Origin of the sequence: Levilactobacillus lindianensis (assembly GCF_003946095.1) — a bacterium.
Lineage (GTDB): Bacteria > Bacillota > Bacilli > Lactobacillales > Lactobacillaceae > Levilactobacillus > Levilactobacillus lindianensis.
Window position 1 is genome coordinate 1 of sequence record NZ_RHOD01000029.1, and the last position, 21864, is coordinate 21864.

20 protein-coding genes and 1 pseudogene are annotated in these 21864 nt (G+C 49.1%); 3 read left to right on the forward strand and 18 right to left on the reverse strand.

Annotated features, from left to right (window positions below; all coding sequences use genetic code 11):
• Positions 1 to 84: 84 nt before the first annotated feature.
• The 15 genes from EKM70_RS09700 to EKM70_RS09770 form a co-directional block, all read right to left on the reverse strand.
• Positions 85 to 810, reverse strand: a complete 726-nt coding sequence (locus EKM70_RS09700; RefSeq protein ID WP_057877412.1) for a DUF1129 family protein — start codon at positions 808 to 810, stop codon at positions 85 to 87.
• A gap of 17 nt (positions 811 to 827) precedes the next feature.
• Positions 828 to 1928 (reverse strand): redox-regulated ATPase YchF, encoded by a 1101-nt coding sequence (ychF, locus tag EKM70_RS09705; protein WP_057877411.1) that lies wholly within the window; start codon positions 1926 to 1928, stop codon positions 828 to 830.
• Between the two features lie 5 nt (positions 1929 to 1933).
• Positions 1934 to 2140 (reverse strand): DUF951 domain-containing protein, encoded by a 207-nt coding sequence (locus EKM70_RS09710; protein WP_125547419.1) that lies wholly within the window; start codon positions 2138 to 2140, stop codon positions 1934 to 1936.
• 18 nt (positions 2141 to 2158) lie between these two features.
• Positions 2159 to 3043, reverse strand: a complete 885-nt coding sequence (locus EKM70_RS09715) for a ParB/RepB/Spo0J family partition protein (protein WP_125547421.1) — start codon at positions 3041 to 3043, stop codon at positions 2159 to 2161.
• Complete coding sequence (locus EKM70_RS09720) at positions 3033 to 3800, reverse strand: ParA family protein (protein ID WP_057877408.1); 768 nt, start codon at positions 3798 to 3800, stop codon at positions 3033 to 3035. The genes EKM70_RS09715 and EKM70_RS09720 overlap by 11 nt, the downstream gene beginning before the upstream one ends.
• A gap of 13 nt (positions 3801 to 3813) precedes the next feature.
• On the reverse strand, positions 3814 to 4644 hold the full coding sequence (gene noc, locus EKM70_RS09725) for a nucleoid occlusion protein (protein ID WP_057877407.1): 831 nt from the start codon (positions 4642 to 4644) through the stop codon (positions 3814 to 3816).
• Between the two features lie 19 nt (positions 4645 to 4663).
• Complete coding sequence (rsmG, locus tag EKM70_RS09730; RefSeq protein ID WP_057877406.1) at positions 4664 to 5392, reverse strand: 16S rRNA (guanine(527)-N(7))-methyltransferase RsmG; 729 nt, start codon at positions 5390 to 5392, stop codon at positions 4664 to 4666.
• Positions 5393 to 6218: 826 nt separating this feature from the next.
• A complete protein-coding gene (locus tag EKM70_RS09735) occupies positions 6219 to 7100 on the reverse strand; it encodes a metallophosphoesterase family protein (RefSeq protein WP_057877404.1) in 882 nt (293 codons plus the stop codon).
• Between the two features lie 943 nt (positions 7101 to 8043).
• Positions 8044 to 8826 (reverse strand): hypothetical protein, encoded by a 783-nt coding sequence (locus EKM70_RS09740; RefSeq protein ID WP_057877403.1) that lies wholly within the window; start codon positions 8824 to 8826, stop codon positions 8044 to 8046.
• 385 nt (positions 8827 to 9211) lie between these two features.
• The gene (rihC, locus tag EKM70_RS09745) at positions 9212 to 10126 is read right to left on the reverse strand and encodes a ribonucleoside hydrolase RihC (protein WP_057877402.1); all 915 of its coding nucleotides are present in this window, start codon (positions 10124 to 10126) and stop codon (positions 9212 to 9214) included.
• Positions 10127 to 10207: 81 nt separating this feature from the next.
• The gene (locus tag EKM70_RS09750) at positions 10208 to 11521 is read right to left on the reverse strand and encodes an NCS2 family permease (protein WP_057877401.1); all 1314 of its coding nucleotides are present in this window, start codon (positions 11519 to 11521) and stop codon (positions 10208 to 10210) included.
• 252 nt (positions 11522 to 11773) lie between these two features.
• The gene (locus EKM70_RS09755) at positions 11774 to 13030 is read right to left on the reverse strand and encodes a NupC/NupG family nucleoside CNT transporter (RefSeq protein WP_125547423.1); all 1257 of its coding nucleotides are present in this window, start codon (positions 13028 to 13030) and stop codon (positions 11774 to 11776) included.
• A 289-nt stretch (positions 13031 to 13319) separates the two neighbouring features.
• Positions 13320 to 14144 carry an alkaline phosphatase family protein gene (locus EKM70_RS09760; protein ID WP_125547424.1) on the reverse strand — a complete coding sequence of 275 codons (825 nt, stop codon included), beginning with the start codon at positions 14142 to 14144 and terminating at the stop codon, positions 13320 to 13322.
• A gap of 1946 nt (positions 14145 to 16090) precedes the next feature.
• Positions 16091 to 16732 carry an SDR family oxidoreductase gene (locus EKM70_RS09765; protein ID WP_125547426.1) on the reverse strand — a complete coding sequence of 214 codons (642 nt, stop codon included), beginning with the start codon at positions 16730 to 16732 and terminating at the stop codon, positions 16091 to 16093.
• A 263-nt stretch (positions 16733 to 16995) separates the two neighbouring features.
• Positions 16996 to 17262 carry a hypothetical protein gene (locus EKM70_RS09770; protein ID WP_125547428.1) on the reverse strand — a complete coding sequence of 89 codons (267 nt, stop codon included), beginning with the start codon at positions 17260 to 17262 and terminating at the stop codon, positions 16996 to 16998.
• Positions 17263 to 17704: 442 nt separating this feature from the next.
• Between EKM70_RS09770 and EKM70_RS09775 the strand changes: the two genes are divergently transcribed.
• Both EKM70_RS09775 and EKM70_RS09780 read left to right on the forward strand, forming a co-directional pair.
• The gene (locus tag EKM70_RS09775) at positions 17705 to 18298 is read left to right on the forward strand and encodes a hypothetical protein (protein ID WP_125547430.1); all 594 of its coding nucleotides are present in this window, start codon (positions 17705 to 17707) and stop codon (positions 18296 to 18298) included.
• Between the two features lie 136 nt (positions 18299 to 18434).
• Complete coding sequence (locus EKM70_RS09780; RefSeq protein ID WP_125547432.1) at positions 18435 to 18698, forward strand: hypothetical protein; 264 nt, start codon at positions 18435 to 18437, stop codon at positions 18696 to 18698.
• Between the two features lie 266 nt (positions 18699 to 18964).
• Here the strand turns inward: EKM70_RS09780 and EKM70_RS09785 are convergent, their stop codons facing one another.
• On the reverse strand, positions 18965 to 19351 hold the full coding sequence (locus EKM70_RS09785; RefSeq protein WP_125547434.1) for a MarR family winged helix-turn-helix transcriptional regulator: 387 nt from the start codon (positions 19349 to 19351) through the stop codon (positions 18965 to 18967).
• A gap of 223 nt (positions 19352 to 19574) precedes the next feature.
• Positions 19575 to 20375, reverse strand: a complete 801-nt coding sequence (locus EKM70_RS09790) for a hypothetical protein (protein ID WP_125547436.1) — start codon at positions 20373 to 20375, stop codon at positions 19575 to 19577.
• Positions 20376 to 20675: 300 nt separating this feature from the next.
• Here EKM70_RS09790 and EKM70_RS09795 point away from each other — a divergent pair, with 300 nt between their 5' ends.
• Positions 20676 to 21329 (forward strand): hypothetical protein, encoded by a 654-nt coding sequence (locus EKM70_RS09795; RefSeq protein WP_164506372.1) that lies wholly within the window; start codon positions 20676 to 20678, stop codon positions 21327 to 21329.
• An 85-nt stretch (positions 21330 to 21414) separates the two neighbouring features.
• Here EKM70_RS09795 and EKM70_RS09800 read toward each other — a convergent pair.
• Positions 21415 to 21864 (reverse strand): annotated as a pseudogene (locus EKM70_RS09800) (IS30-like element ISLsa1 family transposase); the annotation flags it as partial.

Genomic DNA, 21864 nt, shown 5'->3' on the forward strand with positions numbered 1-21864 from the left:
AATACAAAAACAGAACTAGAAGCCGCTTAGCTTCTAGTTCTGTAAAACTATCTATCAACAGGATTTGACAGAGAGCCCTTAAATTTAGCCCAGTAACCCGCCGCGAATGTTGTAACGACGACGCATCCAGAGCATGATAGCGATGGAAATAAGTCCCAGAGCGATACTTGGCTTTGGTTGGAGAACTGGGTTGATCACTGGTGGTAAGAGTTGGGCTGAGAAGAACAGCACCATCCACACAACGAAGACCAGGACAACCAGTAAGGTCCGCATCCAGCCATTGTAACGGTGCTTGATCTTCGGATCGAAGACCCGCGGCATCACTGGCAGGGCGAATCCGGCAACCAGGGCACTGACCGTAATGGCCGTAATCCCAACGGGTTGACTCGTCGTCATCATCTTTGGTGAGAAGAAGTAGATCAGCCCGAACATCAGGTTAAAGATCATGAAGAACGTCAAGGCGTTGTAGATCATATTTGGCCAGTAGTCGGGACCCCCAAAGAGGGAGGTTGGCTTCTGTGGCCCCTCGACCACGAGTTTTACCCGCGCGTCGATATCCCCATAAGTATTCTTACCGGTCTTCCCAGACTTTTGGCCTTCAATCAACTCGTTAACCATGGCTTGCACGGCCTCAGACTTGCGTTCTGGGGTCAACTTGGTCCTTTCCAAGGCCTTGTTGAAGCGGTACATGTATTCGGCGTTACGCTTGGTCAACCCGAGGTTGTCAAACGCTGCCCGTTCGTTGACCGCAACATTATTGCGGTTCTGACGAACGCCCGCATTACGCGGAGTTTGCTTGTTATCACTCATCTAATCTCTGTTCCCTTCTAAACGTTGAATCGGAATTCGACGATGTCGCCGTCTTCCATCACGTAGTCTTTCCCTTCGACCCGCAGCTTACCGGCTTCCTTGACGGCAGCTTCGGTTTCGAGCTTATCCAAATCATCAAATGCCATAACTTCAGCGCGGATAAATCCACGTTCAAAGTCAGAGTGAATGATGCCGGCGGCTTGAGGGGCCTTAGTGCCGCTTCTGTACGTCCAGGCACGGGTTTCCTTACCACCAGCCGTAAAGAACGTTTCCAGGCCTAAGAGGTGATATGAGGCCCGAATTAAGCGATTCAATCCGGGTTCTTCCACACCCTCGGCTTCGAGGAAGTCCTGCTTTTCGTCATCGTCCAATTGAGCGATTTCTTCTTCGGCTTCGGCGGCCACGGCAATGGCCTCGGCGCCTTCCTTGGCGGCGTAGTCCTTGATCAGACCGAAGTACTTGGAGTCTTCGGGATCGGCCATGTCGTCTTCGGCAATGTTAGCCACGTAGAGAACGGGCTTTGAGGTTAACAGGAAGAGGCCCTTCACAATCTTGGTTTCTTCCTCGTCAAAGTCAATCGTCCGGACGGCCCCACCGGCTTCGAGGACGGGTTGAATCTTTTGTAGCACGGCCAATTCAGCCTTAGCTTCCTTGTCGCTTCCCTTAGCCGCACGTTCAACCTTGGCTAACCGCTTGTTAACGGCATCCAGGTCGGACAGGCCTAATTCCAAGTTGATCGTTTCGATATCATCGATTGGGTCGATCTTCCCGGAAACGTGGGTGATGTTGTCGTCGTCAAAGGTGCGGACAACGTGAACGATAGCGTCCACTTGGCGAATGTTTTCCAGGAACTTGTTTCCCAGACCTTCACCCTTGCTGGCACCCTTGACGATCCCGGCGATGTCGGTAAATTCAAACGTCGTTGGGACGACCTTCTTGGCTGGAATCAATTCTTGAATCCGGTCCAAACGCTTATCAGGAACTTCCACCATCCCCACGTTCGGATCGATCGTGGCGAAGGGGTAGTTGGCCATTTCGGCCCCCGCCTTGGTAATCGCGTTAAATAAAGTTGACTTCCCGACGTTCGGCAGGCCAACGATTCCTGCAGTTAATGACATAGCAATTATTCACTCTTTCCATTCTCGGCGTCGGCTTTATGAACCAATACCTTTTTTAGTTTCTTTTCAAATTCACGCCGTGACAACATCACCACGTGACCACAATTGGTGCACTTGATCTTAATATCCGCGCCCATTCGGGTAATCTCCCAGCGGTTGGTGCCGCATGGGTGGGGTTTCTTCATTTCTACCAAATCACCTAAATCGTACATGGTCATGCCTCCCATGAGTTAGTCCTGGTGGATATTCAGCAGGTCTAAGATGCGGTTCAGATCGTCATTGGAAAGATAGTCAATCTCAATCTTTCCTTGCTGATCCTTGCCGGCAGTCTCGTTAATCGTAACCTGCGTGCCAAAGTGTTCCTGGAGTTGATTCTCCGTGGAGCGCAGGAATGGCGACTTCTTCTTGGCCGGCTTCTTGGCGAGCTTCTTCGCCGCACCATTCAGCTTACCAACTTCGGCCTCCAAGGCTCGCACGGTCATCCCCTCACTCACGGCGCGCTTAGCTAACGCCACGAGCTTGGTCTTATCCTTCAAGGATAACAGCGTCCGGGCTTGTCCCATGGACAGGTCGTTCTTCTGTAACATATCCTTCACGGCCTTAGGCAGTCCCAGTAACCGCAAGTAGTTGGCGATGTATGGCCGACTCTTGCCGAGACGTTCGGAGACTTGCGCCTGCGTCAAGGTGAGCTTGGTCATCAACGTATCGTAGGCTTCGGCTTCTTCCAATGGGGTTAAATCCTCGCGTTGGAGGTTTTCCAACACGGCGATCTCCATCATTTGTTCCTCGGTCACGTCACGGATAATCCCGGGAATCGTGGTCTTGCCGGCTAAATTAGACGCTCTGAACCGACGTTCACCGGCCAAAATCTCGTAACGGTTGACCCGTTTGTCTGGTTGCCGAACAATGATTGGTTGGAAGACCCCGGTCTTTTCGATCGAGGCGGCCAGATCATCTAAGCCCTTCTTGTCGAACTTCTGGCGGGGTTGGTACGGGTTAGGTCGGATATCGGCCAACGTCAGATCAACCACCGTTTCTTCGCCGGCGTCGACGCCATTTTCGGCAAATAACGCGTCAATTCCGCGGCCTAAACTTTTCTCTTTCTTACTTGCCATGGGCTGCTAGCACTTCCTTTGCGAGTTCAGTGTATACTTCGGCACCTTTCGATTTTGGCGCATAATCAATGATTGGCATCCCATGACTCGGTGCCTCCGCTAACTGGACGTTACGCGGAATAATTGTGGCGTAAACCTTGTTTTGGAAATACTTTTTAACTTCTTCGTTAACCTGTTTCCCGAGATTGGTCCGGGCGTCGTACAGGGTTAATAAGACCCCTTCGATCTTCAGGTCGCGGTTAAAGTGCTTTTGAACCAACTTCACCGTATTTAACAGTTGGGTCAGTCCTTCCAACGCGTAGTACTCACTTTGAACCGGAATCAAAATGGAGTTCGCCGCGGTAAAGGCGTTGATCGTCAAAAGCCCTAACGAAGGGGGACAGTCGATGAGGATATAGTCATACTCATCCTTAATCTCATCGAGCGCCGCTTTTAACCGGGTTTCCCGTGCCATCATTGGCGTTAATTCAATTTCCGCACCGGAAAGCTGGATGGTTGCGGGCACGATATCCAGTCCCTCATGTTCCGTATGGAGAATGGCGTCTTGAATCGGCGTTTCATTTACCAAAACATCGTAGACTTCACGTTCAATGGTTGCCTTTTGAATGCCGACCCCACTGGTCGCATTCCCTTGGGCATCGGTATCCACCAGGAGGACGTGTTGACCGGCCGAAGCCAGCGCTGCGCCCAGGTTAACCCCGGTGGTGGTCTTGCCTACGCCACCCTTTTGATTGGCTAATGCGATGATATAGCCCATATGTCGTTCACCTCTAGCTTTCTTTTGGAATGTCAATGATGATGCGGTAACCGTCTGGTGTTTCTTCTTCCTTAGTCGTCAGCGTCATGCCGGCGTCCTGGACCATCTTCACCGAGTGACGAATCGTGTTGACCGCCACGCGGGTGTCCTTGGAGACACTGTGCTTGGTCACCTTGCGCCGCCGTTTGGGCTGTTTGCGTTTGGTAATCAGCGCCTCGGTCTCCTTGACCGTCAACTTGTCGGCAATGATCTGCCCCAACAGCTCGACCTGACCGGCATCGTCCAAGGCCAGTAAGGCCCGGCCGTGTCGTTCGGTGATCTGGCGGTTCAAGATGGCCTCACGTACGGGTTCGGCCAGCTTCAAGAGTCGTAACTTGTTGGCCACGAACCCCTGACTCTTGCCGATACCCTCGGCCAACTGCGACTGCGTCATGTGATTGAGCGCCATCAACTGTTGGTAGGCGTGCGCCTCTTCAATGGCGGAAAGTTCCTCCCGTTGGAGGTTTTCAATCAGCGCCATGGACGCCGTCTCGTCGTCACTCATCTCTTCAACGATGGCGGGAACGGTCTCCCATTTCAGTTGGTTAATCGCTCTGAACCGCCGCTCACCGGCGATGATCTCGTAATGGTCGGCCTCAAATTGGCGAATCACAATGGGCTGTAAGAGTCCATGTTCCTCGATGGTTTGTGCTAATTCGGTAATCGCGGTGGCGTCGAACCGTTGCCGCGGTTGAAACCGGTTGGGAATGATTTGGGCAACCGGGATCATTACCACGTTTTGTTTCACGGGATGTGTCGGCTGAACCGCCTTCTCCCGATTATTTCCAAATAATGAAAATGGCAATTATCTTACCCCCATCCCATTAATCTTCTAACGGTTCCTTATTGGGCGTCCCCGCCTTACGCGGATAACGCTTTGGTGTGTGCCGAACCTTGTCGATAACCACGATGTGGCGTTGGTCGCCACTCACAGGCAGTGAGAAGGCCTCATCGGCCGCCAGCTTGCCCCCGAGAGTCGCAATGGCTGTCTGGCTCATAGCGAGTTCATCCTCGGTCTGGGCCGCCTTCAAGGCCACGAATTGGCCCCCGACCTTAACGAGTGGTAAACACAATTCGCTAAGGACCGACATCCGAGCCACGGCGCGGGCCAACACAAGGTCGAAGCCTTCGCGATTAGCGGCCCGCTTGCCGCCGAATTCCTCGGCACGGGCATGATGAAAGGCCACGCCGGTCAAGTTGAGCTTGGCGGCGAGTTCATTTAAGAACGTGATTCGCTTGTTCAACGAGTCCACGATCGTCACCTGGAGCTGTGGGAACATGATCTTCAAAGGCAGTGACGGGAATCCGGCACCTGCCCCGACATCACAGACCGTTAACGGTTCCGTGCGCATCGCGTCCACGTAAAAAGCGGGGGTCAGTGAGTCGTAAAAATGTTTCAGGTAGACGTCTGGCTCCGCGGTAATCGTGGTTAAGTTTACGTGTTCGTTGGTCGCAACTAAGAACTCATAGTAGGTCGCAAATTGCTGTTCCTGTGTTGCGGTTAAATCAATGCCTTGCGCTGCTAACGCGGCACGAAACTCTTCTGGATTCATACGTTAATCTCCCAGTTCACTTCTGTGAAACAAGATTGTTTCACGCTTGGTTATACTTTACCTTACTTACTGGCGAAACGCAACTCGTGACCCCACGAACTGGCGGGGTTTTCCGCGGCGTTTCGCTCACACGTCGATACCTATTATACCGAAAATTAGGCTCACATGAAACGCCTATTCCTGAGGAAAACTAACGGAGGGGTGATTCCCGCCTTGCCACTGGGAATCACCCCTCCAAAATTTGTTTTTATGGTCTTGATTTGTCTTTGAGTTCAAGGTCCTGAGGATTGCCCCGGCGGGGCCTTCCGGGTGGTTCTGAGGAGGCTGGAACGCCATGGGCACGTCGGGAAGCCAAAGAGCGGTCTCCCCGAGCGGCCTTATTGTAACCGGAGAAAACCACTCCGCTAACAATAACGACACGGCTGAGCCTCCTCAGAACCACCCTCCAGGCTTTCCCTTAGCCATTGCCGCATCGATCACGCCAAATTTTTCTGGAAGTAACGGTGGTGAGAATTCCGAAATGTGCCTCGCCAATTCATCAACCCATTCTGACTGGTGAACGACGACTCATCCCCCGTAACCTGGGACCATGCGTCACGTCGTCATGACAACCACTACTCTCAGCCGGAGGTGACCGGGGGTGGAATCCTGTGTCGAGTTTCTTAGGCCGGTGAACTGCCGGTCTTAGAAACTGGGACGACTTCAAGATCCACGGGTTGTGTGGGGCTTGAAGCGAGGCCGAAGACCGCCCCTCAGGCTTCGGACGGGCCCCACAGGACGGAACCCCTGGTCACCGCAGGCGACGAAGTCCCGACAATATCAGATGTCAGATAAATGGCCCATTGACGATTCGCCGTGAACTGGTCAGACGAGGCCGATGTTTGGCAAAACCCGTGTTGTTCACTGTGACCGTGTCGATGATGGGTTGGCCCAGATAGAGGGGGTGGCTGGTGATGCTGGCTAGGCCACGTTGAATCGTGATGACGTTATACGTCACCGCGTCGTGGACCTCGTGGTAGTGTGGGTCCTGGCAATTGATGTAGGTTGAGGCCGACCCGACAGCCGTGACCGGAATGGTACTTTCGACTAAGTAGCTGGCCGCAAAATGTAAATGGCCGGTAAAGATGCCCCCGATATTGTGACCGTGGAGGATCGCCAAGAGTTCACGATTATTTTGCAGTAACGCGTAGCGCATCGGCCGCAATGCCGGCGCGTCTAGCGGATGGTGAAGGAAGATGAAGGCCCGGCGGCGAGGCGCTAAGTGGAGATTCTTGTTCAGCCAGTCTAGCTGCTCGCGATCGAGCCATCCCGCCTCCTTGTTCTCCTCCCATTTGGAATCTAAGAAATAGAAGTCCATGTTCTGATGAACCTGCTTGTAGGCGTAGTACGGTAGGTCAGGCTGGGATAAGTAGCCGTTGTTAAAGGCCTCACGGTCGTCCTGGTCCCCTAACACCACTTCAATCGGTGCCGCCAGCCGTTGCGATTGCTCACGCAGATAGCTGTGAAACCGGGCATAGTCCCCGGCCGTGCCCCCCTGTAAGAGATCTCCGCTCAAGACGACGAGGTCTGGCTGAAGCTGATGTTCCAAGACGTCGTCGAAGACCCGTTGCAGCTTCTCCTGCGGTAGTAGGCGCTGGTGGTACTGTGGCTCGACTCCCGGCGCCGTGAGTTGTGAATCTGATAAATGGATAATGGTAAATTTATTCATGTCCCCGTTGCCCCCCAAACAGATGATGGCCGCCGGGGAATCGGTCACCCGGTGACGGTTAAACGCCGATAATCACTAAGTTAGGTCTAGCATAGCGATCTTATGTAAATTAACCGTGTGTTCCCTGTCAACATCTTGTAAAGTTTCCGCAGATAGTGAGCAAACACGCCTGCTCTGCCTGTTCTCTTTTGCTACAAACCAGGCCTACTTTGTGAGTGTCGATCACAAAGTTGTTTATATTTGGGGGACACGTCAGAAACACTAGTCAGCGATCAAAAAACGGACTGAATTCACACCGAATTCAATCCGTAGATGTACTAGCTAGTTGTGACGCTTTGGTGGTCGGGAAAACCAAAGCATCGGTAACCACGTGATAATCAGTAAGATTAAGGTATCGAATTCCGTAGCGGACATACGATCATCCTCTTCCCCTTGATTTACCTTTTATCATACGCGGTCAATGTATTGATTTCGTATGGAAATGACACTCGTTTACGTAAAGAATTTGTATCAATTTTCAGCTAAAACCATTTACTATGAGCGACCCATCTGACAATAGGAGATATTATCCGAGTGCACGTAAACTAATCGCACGCATACTATCTCCTTATTTAGGCAACAAAAAGGGGCTGAAAGTCAGCCCCCAAAAGTTAAATCTCTCACTTATGGCAGAGAATCGCCTATCTTAAGCCTCTCACTTACGGTAGAGAATCACCTATAAATTATCGTTTTAGAATAGAAGTCTAGTGACTTCCTCAAGTTAAAAATAACTCATTTCATTCAAGAAGTAAACAGATTCGGACTCACCGTAACCAATTCTCAAAAAGGCTACAAATAACTAAATCTCTTCACTTCAACTGTTGTTAATTCTACACGACCTATGTGTGATTTCTGTATGAAACTGTACCCATTTACGTAAAGGTTGTGTAACAAAAGCGGCGTCTTAGCTTTCTTGCAGGTTCAAGTTGCCGTCCTCATCAAACAAGTTGATGTAGTAGTCAGTAGAATTTGAGCGGCTGGCATAATGATCAACCTTCGTTAAGTTTTCTACCAATGCGGCGACATCTGGCGCTTGATCGAACAGGCCATCCTTCTTCATTTGCGTCACAACGGAAGCGACATCCCCACCCATGACAACCAAATGTTTTGGCTGAACGATGGCGCATTCTTGAATAAAGAGATTGGCACTCTTGCGATAGGCTTCCTCGTGTTCGGCATCGCGTGGCTTGTTGAAGGCCTTCACAACCTTGGACGCTTCCGTTTCAATCGTGTTTTTCAGAATATCGGTCACGTAACAGCCACGGAAGACGTCATGGTTCGTCATCATAGCCAGGTTGAAGACGTGGGTCAGCGCAGACCCTTTCGGATCAATTTCATGGAAGTTGTACCATTCTTTACCTTCGAAGATATTCTTTTCTCGCCGCGAAATGTTCAGGGCTAAGAAGAGACAGTTCCGGTTAAAGACAGGTTCTGCCGCAAAGGCTTCTGTTGGGAAGTTATAGTCCAGCTTCAACGCGTCGGTGACGGCTCGCGGCTTGAGTTCAGTCTGGTCGGCTGCCATGCGTGCTTCAATCGTCGCCATGTCAGGCCGATTCTTATAGGTCAAAAATGACCCAATATCAGCTAACGTCAGGTCTCTTAGTTCACCGGGATGCGATTCACTAGGAGCCGTGAAACCTGTTTTGACTGCCATTAATTTTTCACAAATTTCCTTCGTTGTTGCCATAATAATAACCACCTTTTTTATTAATTCCCCATCACTTGGGGTTACTTACTGAGGCTATTATCCCAATTTGGACTGTCACATAATGTCAGTTTTGACGTCTCGTGTCACTTTTTTCGAAAGAAATTCAAAAAAGGCCAATTCGCAAATGAATTGGCCTTTCAGCGCCTCGCTAATGCGCCTATGTTTCAGATAGGGCACATTTCTGAATAAAGAAGAATCATAGACTTCCCGCATCTAAACACGACTTAATATTACTGGACACAAGTGTTATTTCTCTTTAGAATACCTACCTGTTTCCGTAGAGTTTGTGTATCGAGCCTTCACCCCACAGAAAAAGAGCCCAGGATCTCTCCCGGACTCTTCGGAATTCTGTAAGTAACGAAGACTAGTTCTTAATAGCGCGAACTTCTTCGAGGAACCACTTGTTGAAGGCAGCGGCATCAATGTCAACGGAAACCTTGGCATTTGTCTTGCCATCATGGTAAGCACCTCGGATGTCACCGACAGTTTCACCAATGGCAGCGCCAGTGGTAACCACGTCGATCCACATGTCTTCAGTGGTAATTGCTTCTGGGTGAAGTAAGTAGAAGATGGTGTTCACATCGTGCATCGCAATCCCGTTGCTGTTGTTATCACCATCATTGATGATAATGTCATGCAACATCTTACCAGTTTCGCTAATCTTTGGTAATTCTTCGATGCTGTCGTGAGTTAAGAGAGCCTTCATGGTAATGTCCAGGCCAACCATCACGATTGGAATACCAGACTTGTAAACGATAGCGGCTGCATCTGGGTCGGTGAAGACGTTGAATTCAGCGGCACTCGTCATGTTACCCTTACCTAAGGCACCACCCATGGCAACGATCCGTTCGATGTGGCTCTTAACTTCTGGGTATTCAGAGAAGAGTAAAGCAATGTTGGTGTATGAGCCAGTTGGAACCAAGGTAATTGGTTCGTCACTAGCCATGATTTCATCATGGAGAGCTTCGACGGCCGTCTTGTCTAATGGCTTAGGCAGGTCGGTTGGGAAGTCGTAACCAGGCATCCCTGATTCACCGTGAATCCGAGCAGCGTCTTCAAAGTCCTTGAAGAGTGGTTGTTCGGCACCAGCGGCAACTGGGATGTTCGCATTGAAGAAACGTACGATCTTCTGTGCGTTGATCGTGGTCTTGTCGACAGTGACGTTACCTGCAACAGTCGTGATCAGCTTCAAGTCAATGCTTGGGTCGTTGATCGCCATCGTTAAGGCAGCAGCATCATCAATTCCTGGGTCAGTATCCATAATAATCTTTGTAGTCATCATTATTTCCTCCCAATGAAAATTTGGTTTTTAACAGCGGCCGAAACCGCTTACGTTTAACCCTTGAGTAAAACCCTGTCATTACAACAGGGCACTAAATACCAGGTCGAGTAGGAATAGCCCACCCAACAGGTAGACCGGCCAAGTCAGGCGTTTGCCTTGACCCAAGGCCAGCTTCATTACCGGATAACACACAAACCCGAAGGCTAATCCGGTTGAAATACTATTGGTAAATGGAATCAGCACAATGATTAGAAAGGCTGGGAACCATTCGGAGAAGTCTGCCATCTTAATGTTCCCGATGGCAGCCATCATGATCGCACCGGTAATCACAATCACGGGCGCAATCGCCGCGGAAGGCACATAGGCCAACAACGGCACGAAGATGAGGGAGAGGCCAAACATGACCGCGGCCACTAAGGCCATCAGGCCGGTCCGACCCCCACTCTCGATACCCGAGGCACTTTCTGCGGCGGCAACGGTTGGGCTGGTGCCCAGGAAGCCGGAGAAGAAAGTGGTGATGGCGCTACCCTCGAAGGTCTTCTTGAACTTCTTTTGGTTGGGTAGGAGGCCCTGTAAGAGCCCCATCGACTCGAAGACCAGAATCATAGTCATCGAGAAGGCCGCCAGGATGAACGGCGTGCTGAGCCAGTGTGAGAAGTCATTTTTAAATAAAATCTCGTGGTACTGACCTAACCGCGCCAAATCAACCTTAGGCGTGTCACTATCCTTAACGCCGAAGAAGAAGGCTAACAGGCTGGTCGCAATGATCGCGATGAAGAAGTTCCCCTTCACCTTACGGATGTAGAGGACCAGGCTCAACACCAACCCGAACAAGGCCAGGAGTGGTGTGGGTTTGGTGAGATCTCCCAACACAATCAGCGACGACTTACCCGCCACGATGAGACCCGCCTTTTCCAAGCCAATCTCGACTAGGAACAGACCAATCCCTGCGGTAATCCCGCTCTTCAGCGATTCGGGTATTGCCGTGGAAAGAATCGTCGCCACCTTCGTAAAGGCGATTAACATATAAACGAAACTCGCCACGGCCGCGATCCCGAGGGCTTCCTGCCAACTCAGACCCATGTTCACCACGATGGTGTAGGTAAAGAAGGCGTTGACCCCCATCCCCGGTGTCAGAATGATTGGCACATTGGCCCAGAAGGCCATGACCAGACACCCAATCACCGAGGAGAAGATGGTCGCGAAGACACTGAGATCCGTGGGGATCCCGGCATCCTTAAGAATCAGCGGATTAACGATAATAATGTAGGAGATGGCGAAGAAACCGGTGATCCCCGCGATTATTTCGTTACGGACGACATCCTTGTTTCGCAAGGCTTCGCGTAACGTCATTTCGTTCGCTAAGTCGGCTTGCGTTTGTTGCTTATCCATTAGATTAATTTCCTATCTTTCAATACGTCATTACCCGACGTACGTACTTTATCGGGCATTGCAACCGAATGCTTTCACCCATTCGGCTGGGTTTCACTCCCGCATGGAAGGTCGGCACCCGGACTGACATCACGAGAGAACCTCGTTTTGTCGCTGTCCTTCTAGTATAACCTAGATTCGCTGACACAGATAGCCCAGAAGCCATTGGCCCTGGGCTATCAATTTTAAAACGTTAAGCTATTTGAATCGGGTTTACCAAACGAATAATCCAACCATACCGGCTGAAAGTAAGGAAACCAGAATCCCGGAAAGAAGCATGTAACCAACGTTTCTGGAGATAAGTTCGTTGTTTTCGCGGTCAACGATCCCCTTGAAACAACCGATAATCATCCCAGTAGTTGAGAAGTTAGCGAATGAAGTCAAGAAGACAGTCAAGATGGCACGGTAGTGAGGTGAGAAGGCGTTCGTGTTGATGGTACCGGCAATCTTACCCATGACAACGAATTCGTTGGTAACCAACTTCGTCCCCATGTATTGGGCAAAACCGAAGGCATCGTGAACGTCCAGACCCATTAACCATGCAAATGGGAACATGATTACCCCTAAGATGTGTTCCAGAGATAATACTGGGCTAATCAAGCCAAGTAACTTGTCAATCAAAGCAGCTAAGGCAACGAAGGCAATAACGTTACCAGCGATGATTAAGATCAAACGGCCGGCACCCATGATGGAGTCACCCAAGAATGAGAAGAATGGTTCGCGGCGACCGTCAGCTTCAACTTCACCGTCTTCAGCAGCAACTGAACTAGAACCACCGATCTTAGCAATCGTGTCTTCTTCAGGCGTAACTTCGACAGGGTTCAAGATGTTCGTGACGATGATGGCGTTCAAGATGTTAATTGGAACGGCCGTCAAAACGAATTGACCTGGAACCATTTGGGTATATGCACCCAAGATAGAAGCAGTGATACATGACATGGACATCATGGCAAGGGTTAAGTTACGTTCCTTACGCATCGTCTTTAATTGTAATTGAGAAACGGCGAGGGCTTCAGTGTTCCCTAAGAACATCATTTCAACAGAGAAGAATGATTCGAACTTAGGTTGGCCAGTAATGAAGGATAAGCCACGGCCGACCCACTTGATGATCCAAGGCAATATCCCGATGTAAGTCAAGATATCGAACATTGGCACAACCAAGAGGATTGGTAAGAGTGAACTGGTAATGAAGTTCATTGACTTAGCAGTCCCACCGAATTGTGGCGTTACCCAGTTAGGTAAGGCGAAGACAATCCCTTGGTAGGCAACTTGGACTAACCAGTTGAAACCATCGGCGGCACCCTTGACGATGTCTTGTCCGATTTGGAAACTCGTGAAGAACCAAGCTAGAACAAGGTTCAAGATTAAAACAATAACCGTTGACTTCCAGTTGATCTTTTTCTTGTTCTTCGAGAACAAGAACGCAATGGCGAGGTAAACAAGTACCCCTAACATGTTAATAAAAATCATTGGTCGAAATACCTCTTTCCGAATTTTTTAACTGACGACCCGTCAGTTTTAAATAAACCGTGAAGTGGTCGCTAAGAATCTATGTACCACAGTTGTTGAAACGTTCATCGCGGTGTCGACGCCCGGATCGTATTCGTCAGAGAATTGGTGAATAGATCCCTGCGAAGGAATCTGAATAATTGATGACTCTTCTTCTGACGATCTACACGACCCCTGGTTGGCCGAAGATGTTCCTGCGATGCTGTGCCCCTCACCTCCTTTCATGATGCCTGGTTTGTGTGGCGTTTTATTATTGCGTTAATTCATTCATAAAGCTATGTCCAGCGGCATTACGTGCCAAGCCGAAGTTCTCAAGCACCGTCGCCCCAACATCAGCCAGTGTGCGGCGAATCCCTAAGGCATGGGCACTGGGCCGTGATGGCGAATAAGCTATCAACGGCAAATACTCACGGGTTGGTTTACCCGGCATAGTCGGATCACCGGCATGCGTGGCGGTAAGAACGAGGAGGTCGTTTGCCCCCATGTCATTCATGACCTGAGCCAAGTAGTGGTCGGCATTCATCAGCGCCTTACCAAACTCACCGACATCCCCTTCCTCACTGGCGAAGCGAAACTCTGGGAGCATCACTGTGGCCAAGCCAGAAGCTGGTCGATAGAGCTGGTCATACAGAACACGGAAGGCATCCTGATTGCTACCAAGTTGGAAACGTTCAACGGTGTCCTGCGTTTGTAGATAGCTGAGGAAAGGACCGGCAACAGTTACGGGATACCCTGCCGTCGGTAACGTATCGAACACGCTACGGGTCCGGATCTCTCCGGTGTAGTCCCACATCTCCCGTAAGCCCGTGGCTCGGCCATTATCGCTGGCAGCCATGTGTAACCGACCAAAGAATCCATCTGGATGATCGATCGGGGGCACACCTGGAAGTGGATGGTCAACCCGAATATTTCCGAGACCCAAGCGCTGTAATGTTGGAAGTTTAAGTTGACCTGACCAACTAGCCGCAACGTGACCAATTGTATCTGCGCCAACGGATTGAAAGCGGTTAGCGTCGGGGGCTTCGCCCAAGCCTAAGCCGGCAAAGTCAATGACAAAGATGCGATGAAAAGCCATCATCTCTCACTCCTTCGTAACCACCCCATCAAAAATGACGTTGGCAAAATTTCGGTCTAGTAATAATATACCGTTTCCATCGCCGCCTGTAAATGGCTGATTGCATAATTTCTAAGAAACTCATTCCCGAACATTACGCCCCTTAACGATCCTTGAGGCTCTAAGAATCGCGGCAGATTACGACTATTGGCGAAAACGTTTTCTTTTTCGTTAAACGGTTTACGTTCCATTTATACATTTATAATGGCGATTACACTTCCCTAATCTCCGAGATCGCGCTAATTTAGACCGATAAACCGGTCAGGTGGTGGATAACTGAACGATAAGCCGTCGCTAAGAAATAGGCGAACAAAAATGATATTACCGGTAAGCGGTTCCAATTGGTCTAATGTCCCCACCGCCTCCTAGATTAATGACCAGCCGAGACTTCTCGACACTTCAGTAGTTCCCAAATCGAAGCGGCCTACTGGCCTGTGCTGGGTTACGATCCCCGCTGCTCATCCACTATCGCAGCCAAAGCGGTTGTCCCGCGTTTCAATCAATTCACACCGGTAATGGATCTTCTCAGGAATAGGTCTCCCTATAACCAACGGATAGAGCGGACTGTTGTCCCCCTGACGATGCGAATTTGCGGTATGGCTGGATCCCACGGCACCTTAAAACAGAACTGTTCAAGAATTAAAGAACGCACAAAAAAACGAACTTCAAGTTTGAAATGGAGATGACTTGAAGTCCGCTAACTCACGGAAAGGAGGTTGTGATTACTACTAAATTTCCGTTTCGTAATCAATTTAATTCTTAATCGCCTCATAACTATATTTTTCCAACCGAGCTGCCACAGCCGTTCTCATATTATTTAATTTCTGGCTATCGTCTCAGCTTGAATCAATTTCTTAATGCCTTCATTACCCTAACAGAACACGCTCTATCGACTCTTGTTGAAATCCTTGCATGACCTCTGTCACCGTAACATAGGAGCTCTAGTGAAACTCTGGAACTGTCGTCTAATCTTTTGAAACAATTACGCTTTCGTCAAACGCTAAGCTTGAAACAGATATTAAATTATTTGTTGATGAAATGTTGCCTGGTACCTGAAGCTACTAGAGTTCTTTAGAAGGGTTATCGGAGTTGTCAAAAACTTTTTTTCACTGGTGCGGGAACCTGAATCTTAAAACCTGTCTCGCGTCAAAACGGAAATCGGTTTCTTGAAGCAGTGTACCAACTAGATTTGAACCTGAAAAACTGAATCTCACAACTCTTAATTCCTTTCCGCACCTTTATAGTATCACGAGTTGTAAGCGTTTACAACAAAAAGAACAACAAAATTCAAATTAATTTTTAAGCTAAACAAGTGCTAAAAAGTCAAGTTTTATGCTCACCAACAAATGCCGTTATGCCGGGCCTAGTGGCTTGTTGACAAGACAATTTCAGTGGGCCGCTCCAGCCATGAAATTGGCTACCCAATCCGAGCACAACTGGCGCCCGAAATTTCCGGTTGACCTTGTTAAATGCGTAAGCAAAATTCTAATGAATCACCCTGAAAAAACGGCCGCCAAGTCATCAAAATTACCCAATCACTTGTCCAGGAGGCTTCAAAACCCGTCCCGAGACCAAAAAGCACCGCCGGCGGGTCATGACCGCCAACGGTGTTACACAACATATGAATCAATTCCAGGCAAATCCATGGGTTCTTGTTTGGAGGAAAAGTTTCACAGAATAGCTTAGTAAATTGATTCCAAGTTAAGTAAAAAACAAGTCTCTGGCTTATGCGCCATACTCAGCGCACACCATAGTTATACCGCGAATCAGCGCCTTTTGCACTCTTTTTGACCCGTTCTTTTCTGTTGTCGCCAAACGAACGCCGTTAAACAGGCTTTTATAGGAAGAAATTATTTTTAATCTAATTCAAAAAGCCCGTCAAAGGACGAGCTCCTAAATGAACCTATTTAGTACCAAACAGGCTTATCGCCATCGGTATTGGGTTTGTTGACTCCCAGAGAAGCACGAATCGATTGGGTCGGATCAGCGACCAGCTGGGTAACCAAGGCCGCAATACTCTTCCGTGAAACTTCGGTTCCCTTGAAAGATTCACCCTTCTGCGTCGTTTCGTAGTCAATCTCATCACGGTTACTCAACCAGGCTGGCCGGATAATCGTGTAGTCCAGGTCAGAACCTTCGATAACCTTGGCAGCAGCACTGTAAGTTTCGAGGTAGCCCCCATCGAGCATCTTGTGGTTGAATTCACCGTACTTGCCAGGCACTTCATCATAAATCCCCAGTGTGGAGATCCAGATCAGACGCTTCACGTCAGTGGCATCCATGGCGGCCACCACCGTCTTGGCTTGGTCTTCGATGTTATCTCCGGCTAAGTTGGCGTAAACGATGTCGGCGTCGACCATAGCGGCCTTCAAGTCGGCCTCGTTGTCGGCGTCCCCATCAACTACCTTCACCCGGTCACTGGCAGCGTCAGCCAAGCGGCTAGCGTTACGCAGGAACAATGTTAAGTGATTCCGAGCATTGGCTAATAATTGTTTGGTGGCCAGCTGCGCGATACGACCGTTGGCACCTAATACTAAGATATTTGTCATCTTAAGACCCTCGTTTCTTTTTAGTTTATGTTTATACTGTAATACTCACAGTTACATTAAGCAAGCCAGACGTTTCAAGGCTTACCGGCCAAAATAGCCAAATCGCCACGGCCCCAATTGGACCCGCATCATAAAATTATTTATGCCATCGAAATTCACCCACCCGGTTTTGGAGCGTCTATGTCAGCGCCGATCTGGCGGAGAACTTCTGAAGTGGCGTTATAACGAAAAAAGCGCTACGACCAAAGCCGCAGCGCTTCCGCTTAGATTAACATTAACGTGACACCTTTGATTGGCGTTAAGCTGTCGCCCAGGTCACCGAAAACCAGTTCCTTCTTGAAAACTGGTGAGTCGAGTGCAACCAAATTGGTTTTATCAATGCTCAGATGATAACGGCCATGCTTATCCCGTTCCAAAGTATAATTAATAAATTCCTGTTCAGGGGCGTAAGTCGCAAAGTGGGCAGCGTAGTGACCGGTCTGATGGGAAACGACCAGACGAATCCCGTTTTCATCTCTAAAAATGTGCAAAATTGTTCACTCCTAAATTGATTGGAAATTATCTGGCTTTGGCAGAAAATAAAAAAGGAAGGGTCGTGCTCAGGTGCCCCCTTCCGCTATCAACACGTGGTCGATCGGTGGGGAGAGCCGTGGCACGACTGGTGACAACCACGGCCCAGCAGCAATCTTCGACGACCTCCGGGTACACAGTGATGCCAGCCCTACCAAACGTCAAACACGCTTGGCATCACCAGATAATTCCTCTATGTACTTCGATTGTACCATACTTACCCTGAAAAGATCAGTCGGGAGCGAAATCCCAATCACCCTCTCATTTTAGCTGCCCCTTGTCTGGGTGCGGCAAACATGCTTCAATATGAATAGCGCTTGGCGACGGCTCACAGCCCGCCAGCAGATTCACCCAATAAAGACTATACTATTTCATAACGATTACACGTATGGAGGCCCTACAATGGCAAATACAAAAAACAGTCAGGCGGCAAAGATTCGCCAACAGATCATCAGCTGGCTTCAAGATCCAGCAGAAACAGAAGTCGTCTCCCAGGAAAAGTTTCCCGGGATTCGCGGGATTAGAGCCGTCAGCCTACGCCAGAAGCTAGGCGATCTTGGCTACGTCAACTCCGTCGTCATGGGGGCCGTCTCCGCAGCACCTTCGATCGACACACGCATCAAGAAAGCCGCCCGTAAGCCGCGCCAGGTCTTCTATTATTTCGATGGTGAGCCCGATACCACCCCAGCCCCAACCAAACCGGTCGTCAAAGCGACGACAAGCCAGCCTAAGCTAGCTTCGACTCCCGCAACACCACAGGCCGTGTCACCGGCTGTTGAAGGTCTCAGTGGCACCAGTGCCTTCCAGGACCTCTTGGCAACCAACCAAGCGCTCCACAATCAGGTCAACGCCTTGCTGGATGCCGCTCAGCAACAACGGCCCTTAGGCGACCTTGAACTTACTTTCTTAACCGAATTTACGGCCCAGGTTGCTAAGCAAACCGAACTATTAGATGCCTTGGCGACCCAAGAACGTATCGACCAACTGCGGCACTAAGCACTTGCTCAGTCATTAGCACACTGAACAAGACCCTAAATAATTTCATTTTTGAAATTTTATCTTCAAAAAGTCTTGACTTTTAGTCCCACAACCCTTATTCTTTTATAAATTACTTTTAAGGGGGACGATTGCTGTGGCATTACATGAAAACGATCGCGTCTTTTGTGAAAAGACCGAGCTCTTCTCAAACTCATTTTACGGCACCATTACCAAGATGTATGAACACTCTGCGATAGTTAAGGTTGAACCAAACCAACTGTCAAAGAAAGAAACAGACAAAATCGACTCCTTCGGCGATCTTGTTGTGATTCGCCACGCCGAACTTCAATTGGTCGACGCTGAGGGTCATCCCATGGATGAGCCTGAAGAAGACGAACCTTTAGAAGCAGCAGAATAGGACGTTAAGCAAGGGAATGTGGCAGCTGCCACATTCCCTTTTTTGGTCTGCTTTTTCCTGGCGTGTTCAAACAAAAATTGCTAATCATGTCTCGCGCCTCCCGCTTTACCGGAAATCAATTAGGCAACTGCAACATGTTTCCACGCCAAAAGACAGTCTCGAAAACCATCCTTATTGTAAGACAACTATTGCCAGGCTCAAGTGCAAAATAAAAGAGGTGTCAGCAATGGCACCCCTCTTCGCAGAATAGAATTTTGTTTAGTCGTTTATTCAGGTTCAATAACACCAGCGATCTGTCGCATGAGCTCTGGGAGTTCTTCGACCAGCACATCACTAACGTGTTCTTCAACCTTCCGACCTCTGGCCGTGATCTGAAAAACATGGTAGCGGCGATCGGTTGGCAAGGTCTCATCCTGGATAAAACCACCATTCAACAATCGGCTAATCTGAATCGACACCATGGATTGGCCGACATTCAATCGCCGAGAAAGTTCACTGGTACTGATCTTTTCCGTCGCGAGTTCATGTAAAATCCGGTACTGTTCAAACGTAATTGCATCTCCACTGCTCGGCCGCTTGATAAAGGGACGCAGGAGCGAATTCAATTGGTGAATCCGGTCGACGTCCATGGCCAACTTATTGGCTTCCATCATGATGCTCTTCCTCCTCGTGACCCGGTGATATGCCGCACCGGTAGTCCTTAACATAGTCATAGGTAGTTGGCAGTTCATGGGTAAAAAGCATAATCCCTTAAAGTTACCGCCCCTAAACATCCTACCATAGATAACTGACTACATTATAAACAAATCACATCTTAGCCAAATTTCTTTATTACCAAAATAATATGACCGGCACCGTTAGTGTTGTTAAACCCTATTATTCCGCCATATGACGCTCATCCTCGTACCTGTATTTACGGGTATCCCCATCGAGAACCTGACGAACCAGTTCTTCAACCTCTTCATCCGGAAGAATCATACCAACCTTACGCAACAGGCCTTGGGCTACCCCAGCGTGGTAGGCCAATCGTTCTGCCATAACCTCTTCGGAAGCCATCACATAGTCGAATTGCTTGTCATTGTGATGCTGGTTGTCGGCGAAGTCTTGTCTGCGTGACTGGGCCTTGAAGAGGCCCCGGGCCTCGTTGATATGCGTCCATAGTCTGTCTTTGGTATCGCAAACAATCATCTCCATTCCGTTCTTTAACTGGACCTTGACCTTCCCTTTGACGCCAAATGAATTAATCTCGTCAATCAGGTGGCCGTTAATCCAGCTATGATGACCGCCCTTCTGGGGCTTGTCAGTTGGGACCATCAAGAAGCGGCCGACAACGACTGGGTAGGGTTGCGTCAAGTGATTTTTCTTAGCCTCATGCGCGATGTCAAACCTCGTCTGTCCGGCGGCCGCACGCCCTTTGTTAATCACCTTCGTTGGGGTCATGTCCGTTCTGAAGATATGATCATTCGCCCAGACGATGGTTTGACGCTGTTGTCGCGCGGTACACATGTTCTTAGCAAAGACAATATTGGGCCAATCAAAATCACTATCGGTTCCTGGATAAACATCGATCACATCATCCAGAGTTAGCTTGGTCGTATCAAGAACGCCTGTCTCCTGAATCTGCTGTCGTATATCGGGTCGTAACCCCTTGATGTGACTAAGTGGTGAACACTTCAATGGCTTGCTCCAGTGGTCATTTTGGCACCTTAAATACTTGCCATGGTTGGTCCCTACCCACGTACATAATGGCATGAAACACGAATGATAGCAAGAAATATACTCAGCTTGTATATAAAAGAAATATCAGCGTAATAACTGACACAAAGCGGTCTAAACGATGTCTACCAGCAATTATTATGCCGGTTATACACGAACTATAATCTATTTTATACAATTTAAATCCGTTTTCTCACCTAATCTTCACCCAACTCTCGCATTCGCTTGGTATACTCGACAAAAATGAAGGGACTGGTCATCATGCAAGACCCCAAAACACCCGTGAATTCCCTAGGAAAAATACTGACTCTAACACGTCTGATTCCCGGTGACGGGGTTCCTTTGTTCTTCGTCGCACGTAACCTAGACATCCCGGAATGGTACCTGCAGGGCCTTGAGGAAGACAAGCTACCACGGCCCGGTCTCGACCGTTTCGCCATGATCCTGTTGACTTATGGCCTCACGCTTGACCTGCTCGATGACTACCAGATGGACCCAGACCTGACCACGACCCTTTTCAAATTCGGACTGCGTAGGAACAAAGAACTCCGCAACACGGACCTAGGCGATGTGATCGATTGGCCCGATACTACCGCCTTTGCCGAAACTTATGGGATCGTCAGCATGACTGACAAGACTGACCGCAATAGCTACGCCGATATTCTGCGCTGTCTACGTCAAGAATTCGACGCCACGTCGATTCCAACTGCCAGTCGACGCTATGGCGTCGCCCCAATCATCTACTGGCAAATTGAGGCTGCACGGATACCGACACCGGCCAAGATCATTGCTGCTCTGAAGGAGCGCCTACACGTAGACGACCTTACCCCCTTCTTAACGACTTCTGACCTGTATCAGGCGATCTCCCAACAGTTAGCGGGTAACCAGGAGAACTTACCGACATCTCAGTCATGAGTGCTTAGAGACAAATTTAGGGGGAATAAAATCAATTCTAGTTAGCTTCTGCTGTATTTATTTATATATCAGGCAAATTACAAGTTTAATCCGAACAAGCCCGGAATCTTTCAATGGCAGTCTGTTGATGATGTATTTTTAATGGTCGTTGATTAATTAGTTCAAGTGCTGCTAGGATCTCATCAGTCGTTACTTGGCTAAAATTGGTCTTTTTCGGGAAGAACCAGCGTAACCGCCTATTAAAATATTCATTGGAACCTCGCTCCCATGGTGAATATGGATGGCAAAAATAAACTTTGATCTGATAATCCTGTTCTAAGGCCTGATAATTGGCAAACTCTTTACCATGATCAACAGTAATGGATTTTACTTGGGGACCGAAGGCCCCCATAAACTTGCCAAAGGCGGTGTTTAGAGCCTTAGCCGTTCTATTAGGGGCTTTGATGGCCCATAGAAGTCGGGTCTTACGTTCTACGAATGTAACCAGACATGATCGTGACTCACTTCGACTAGAAAGCACCGTATCTACTTCCCA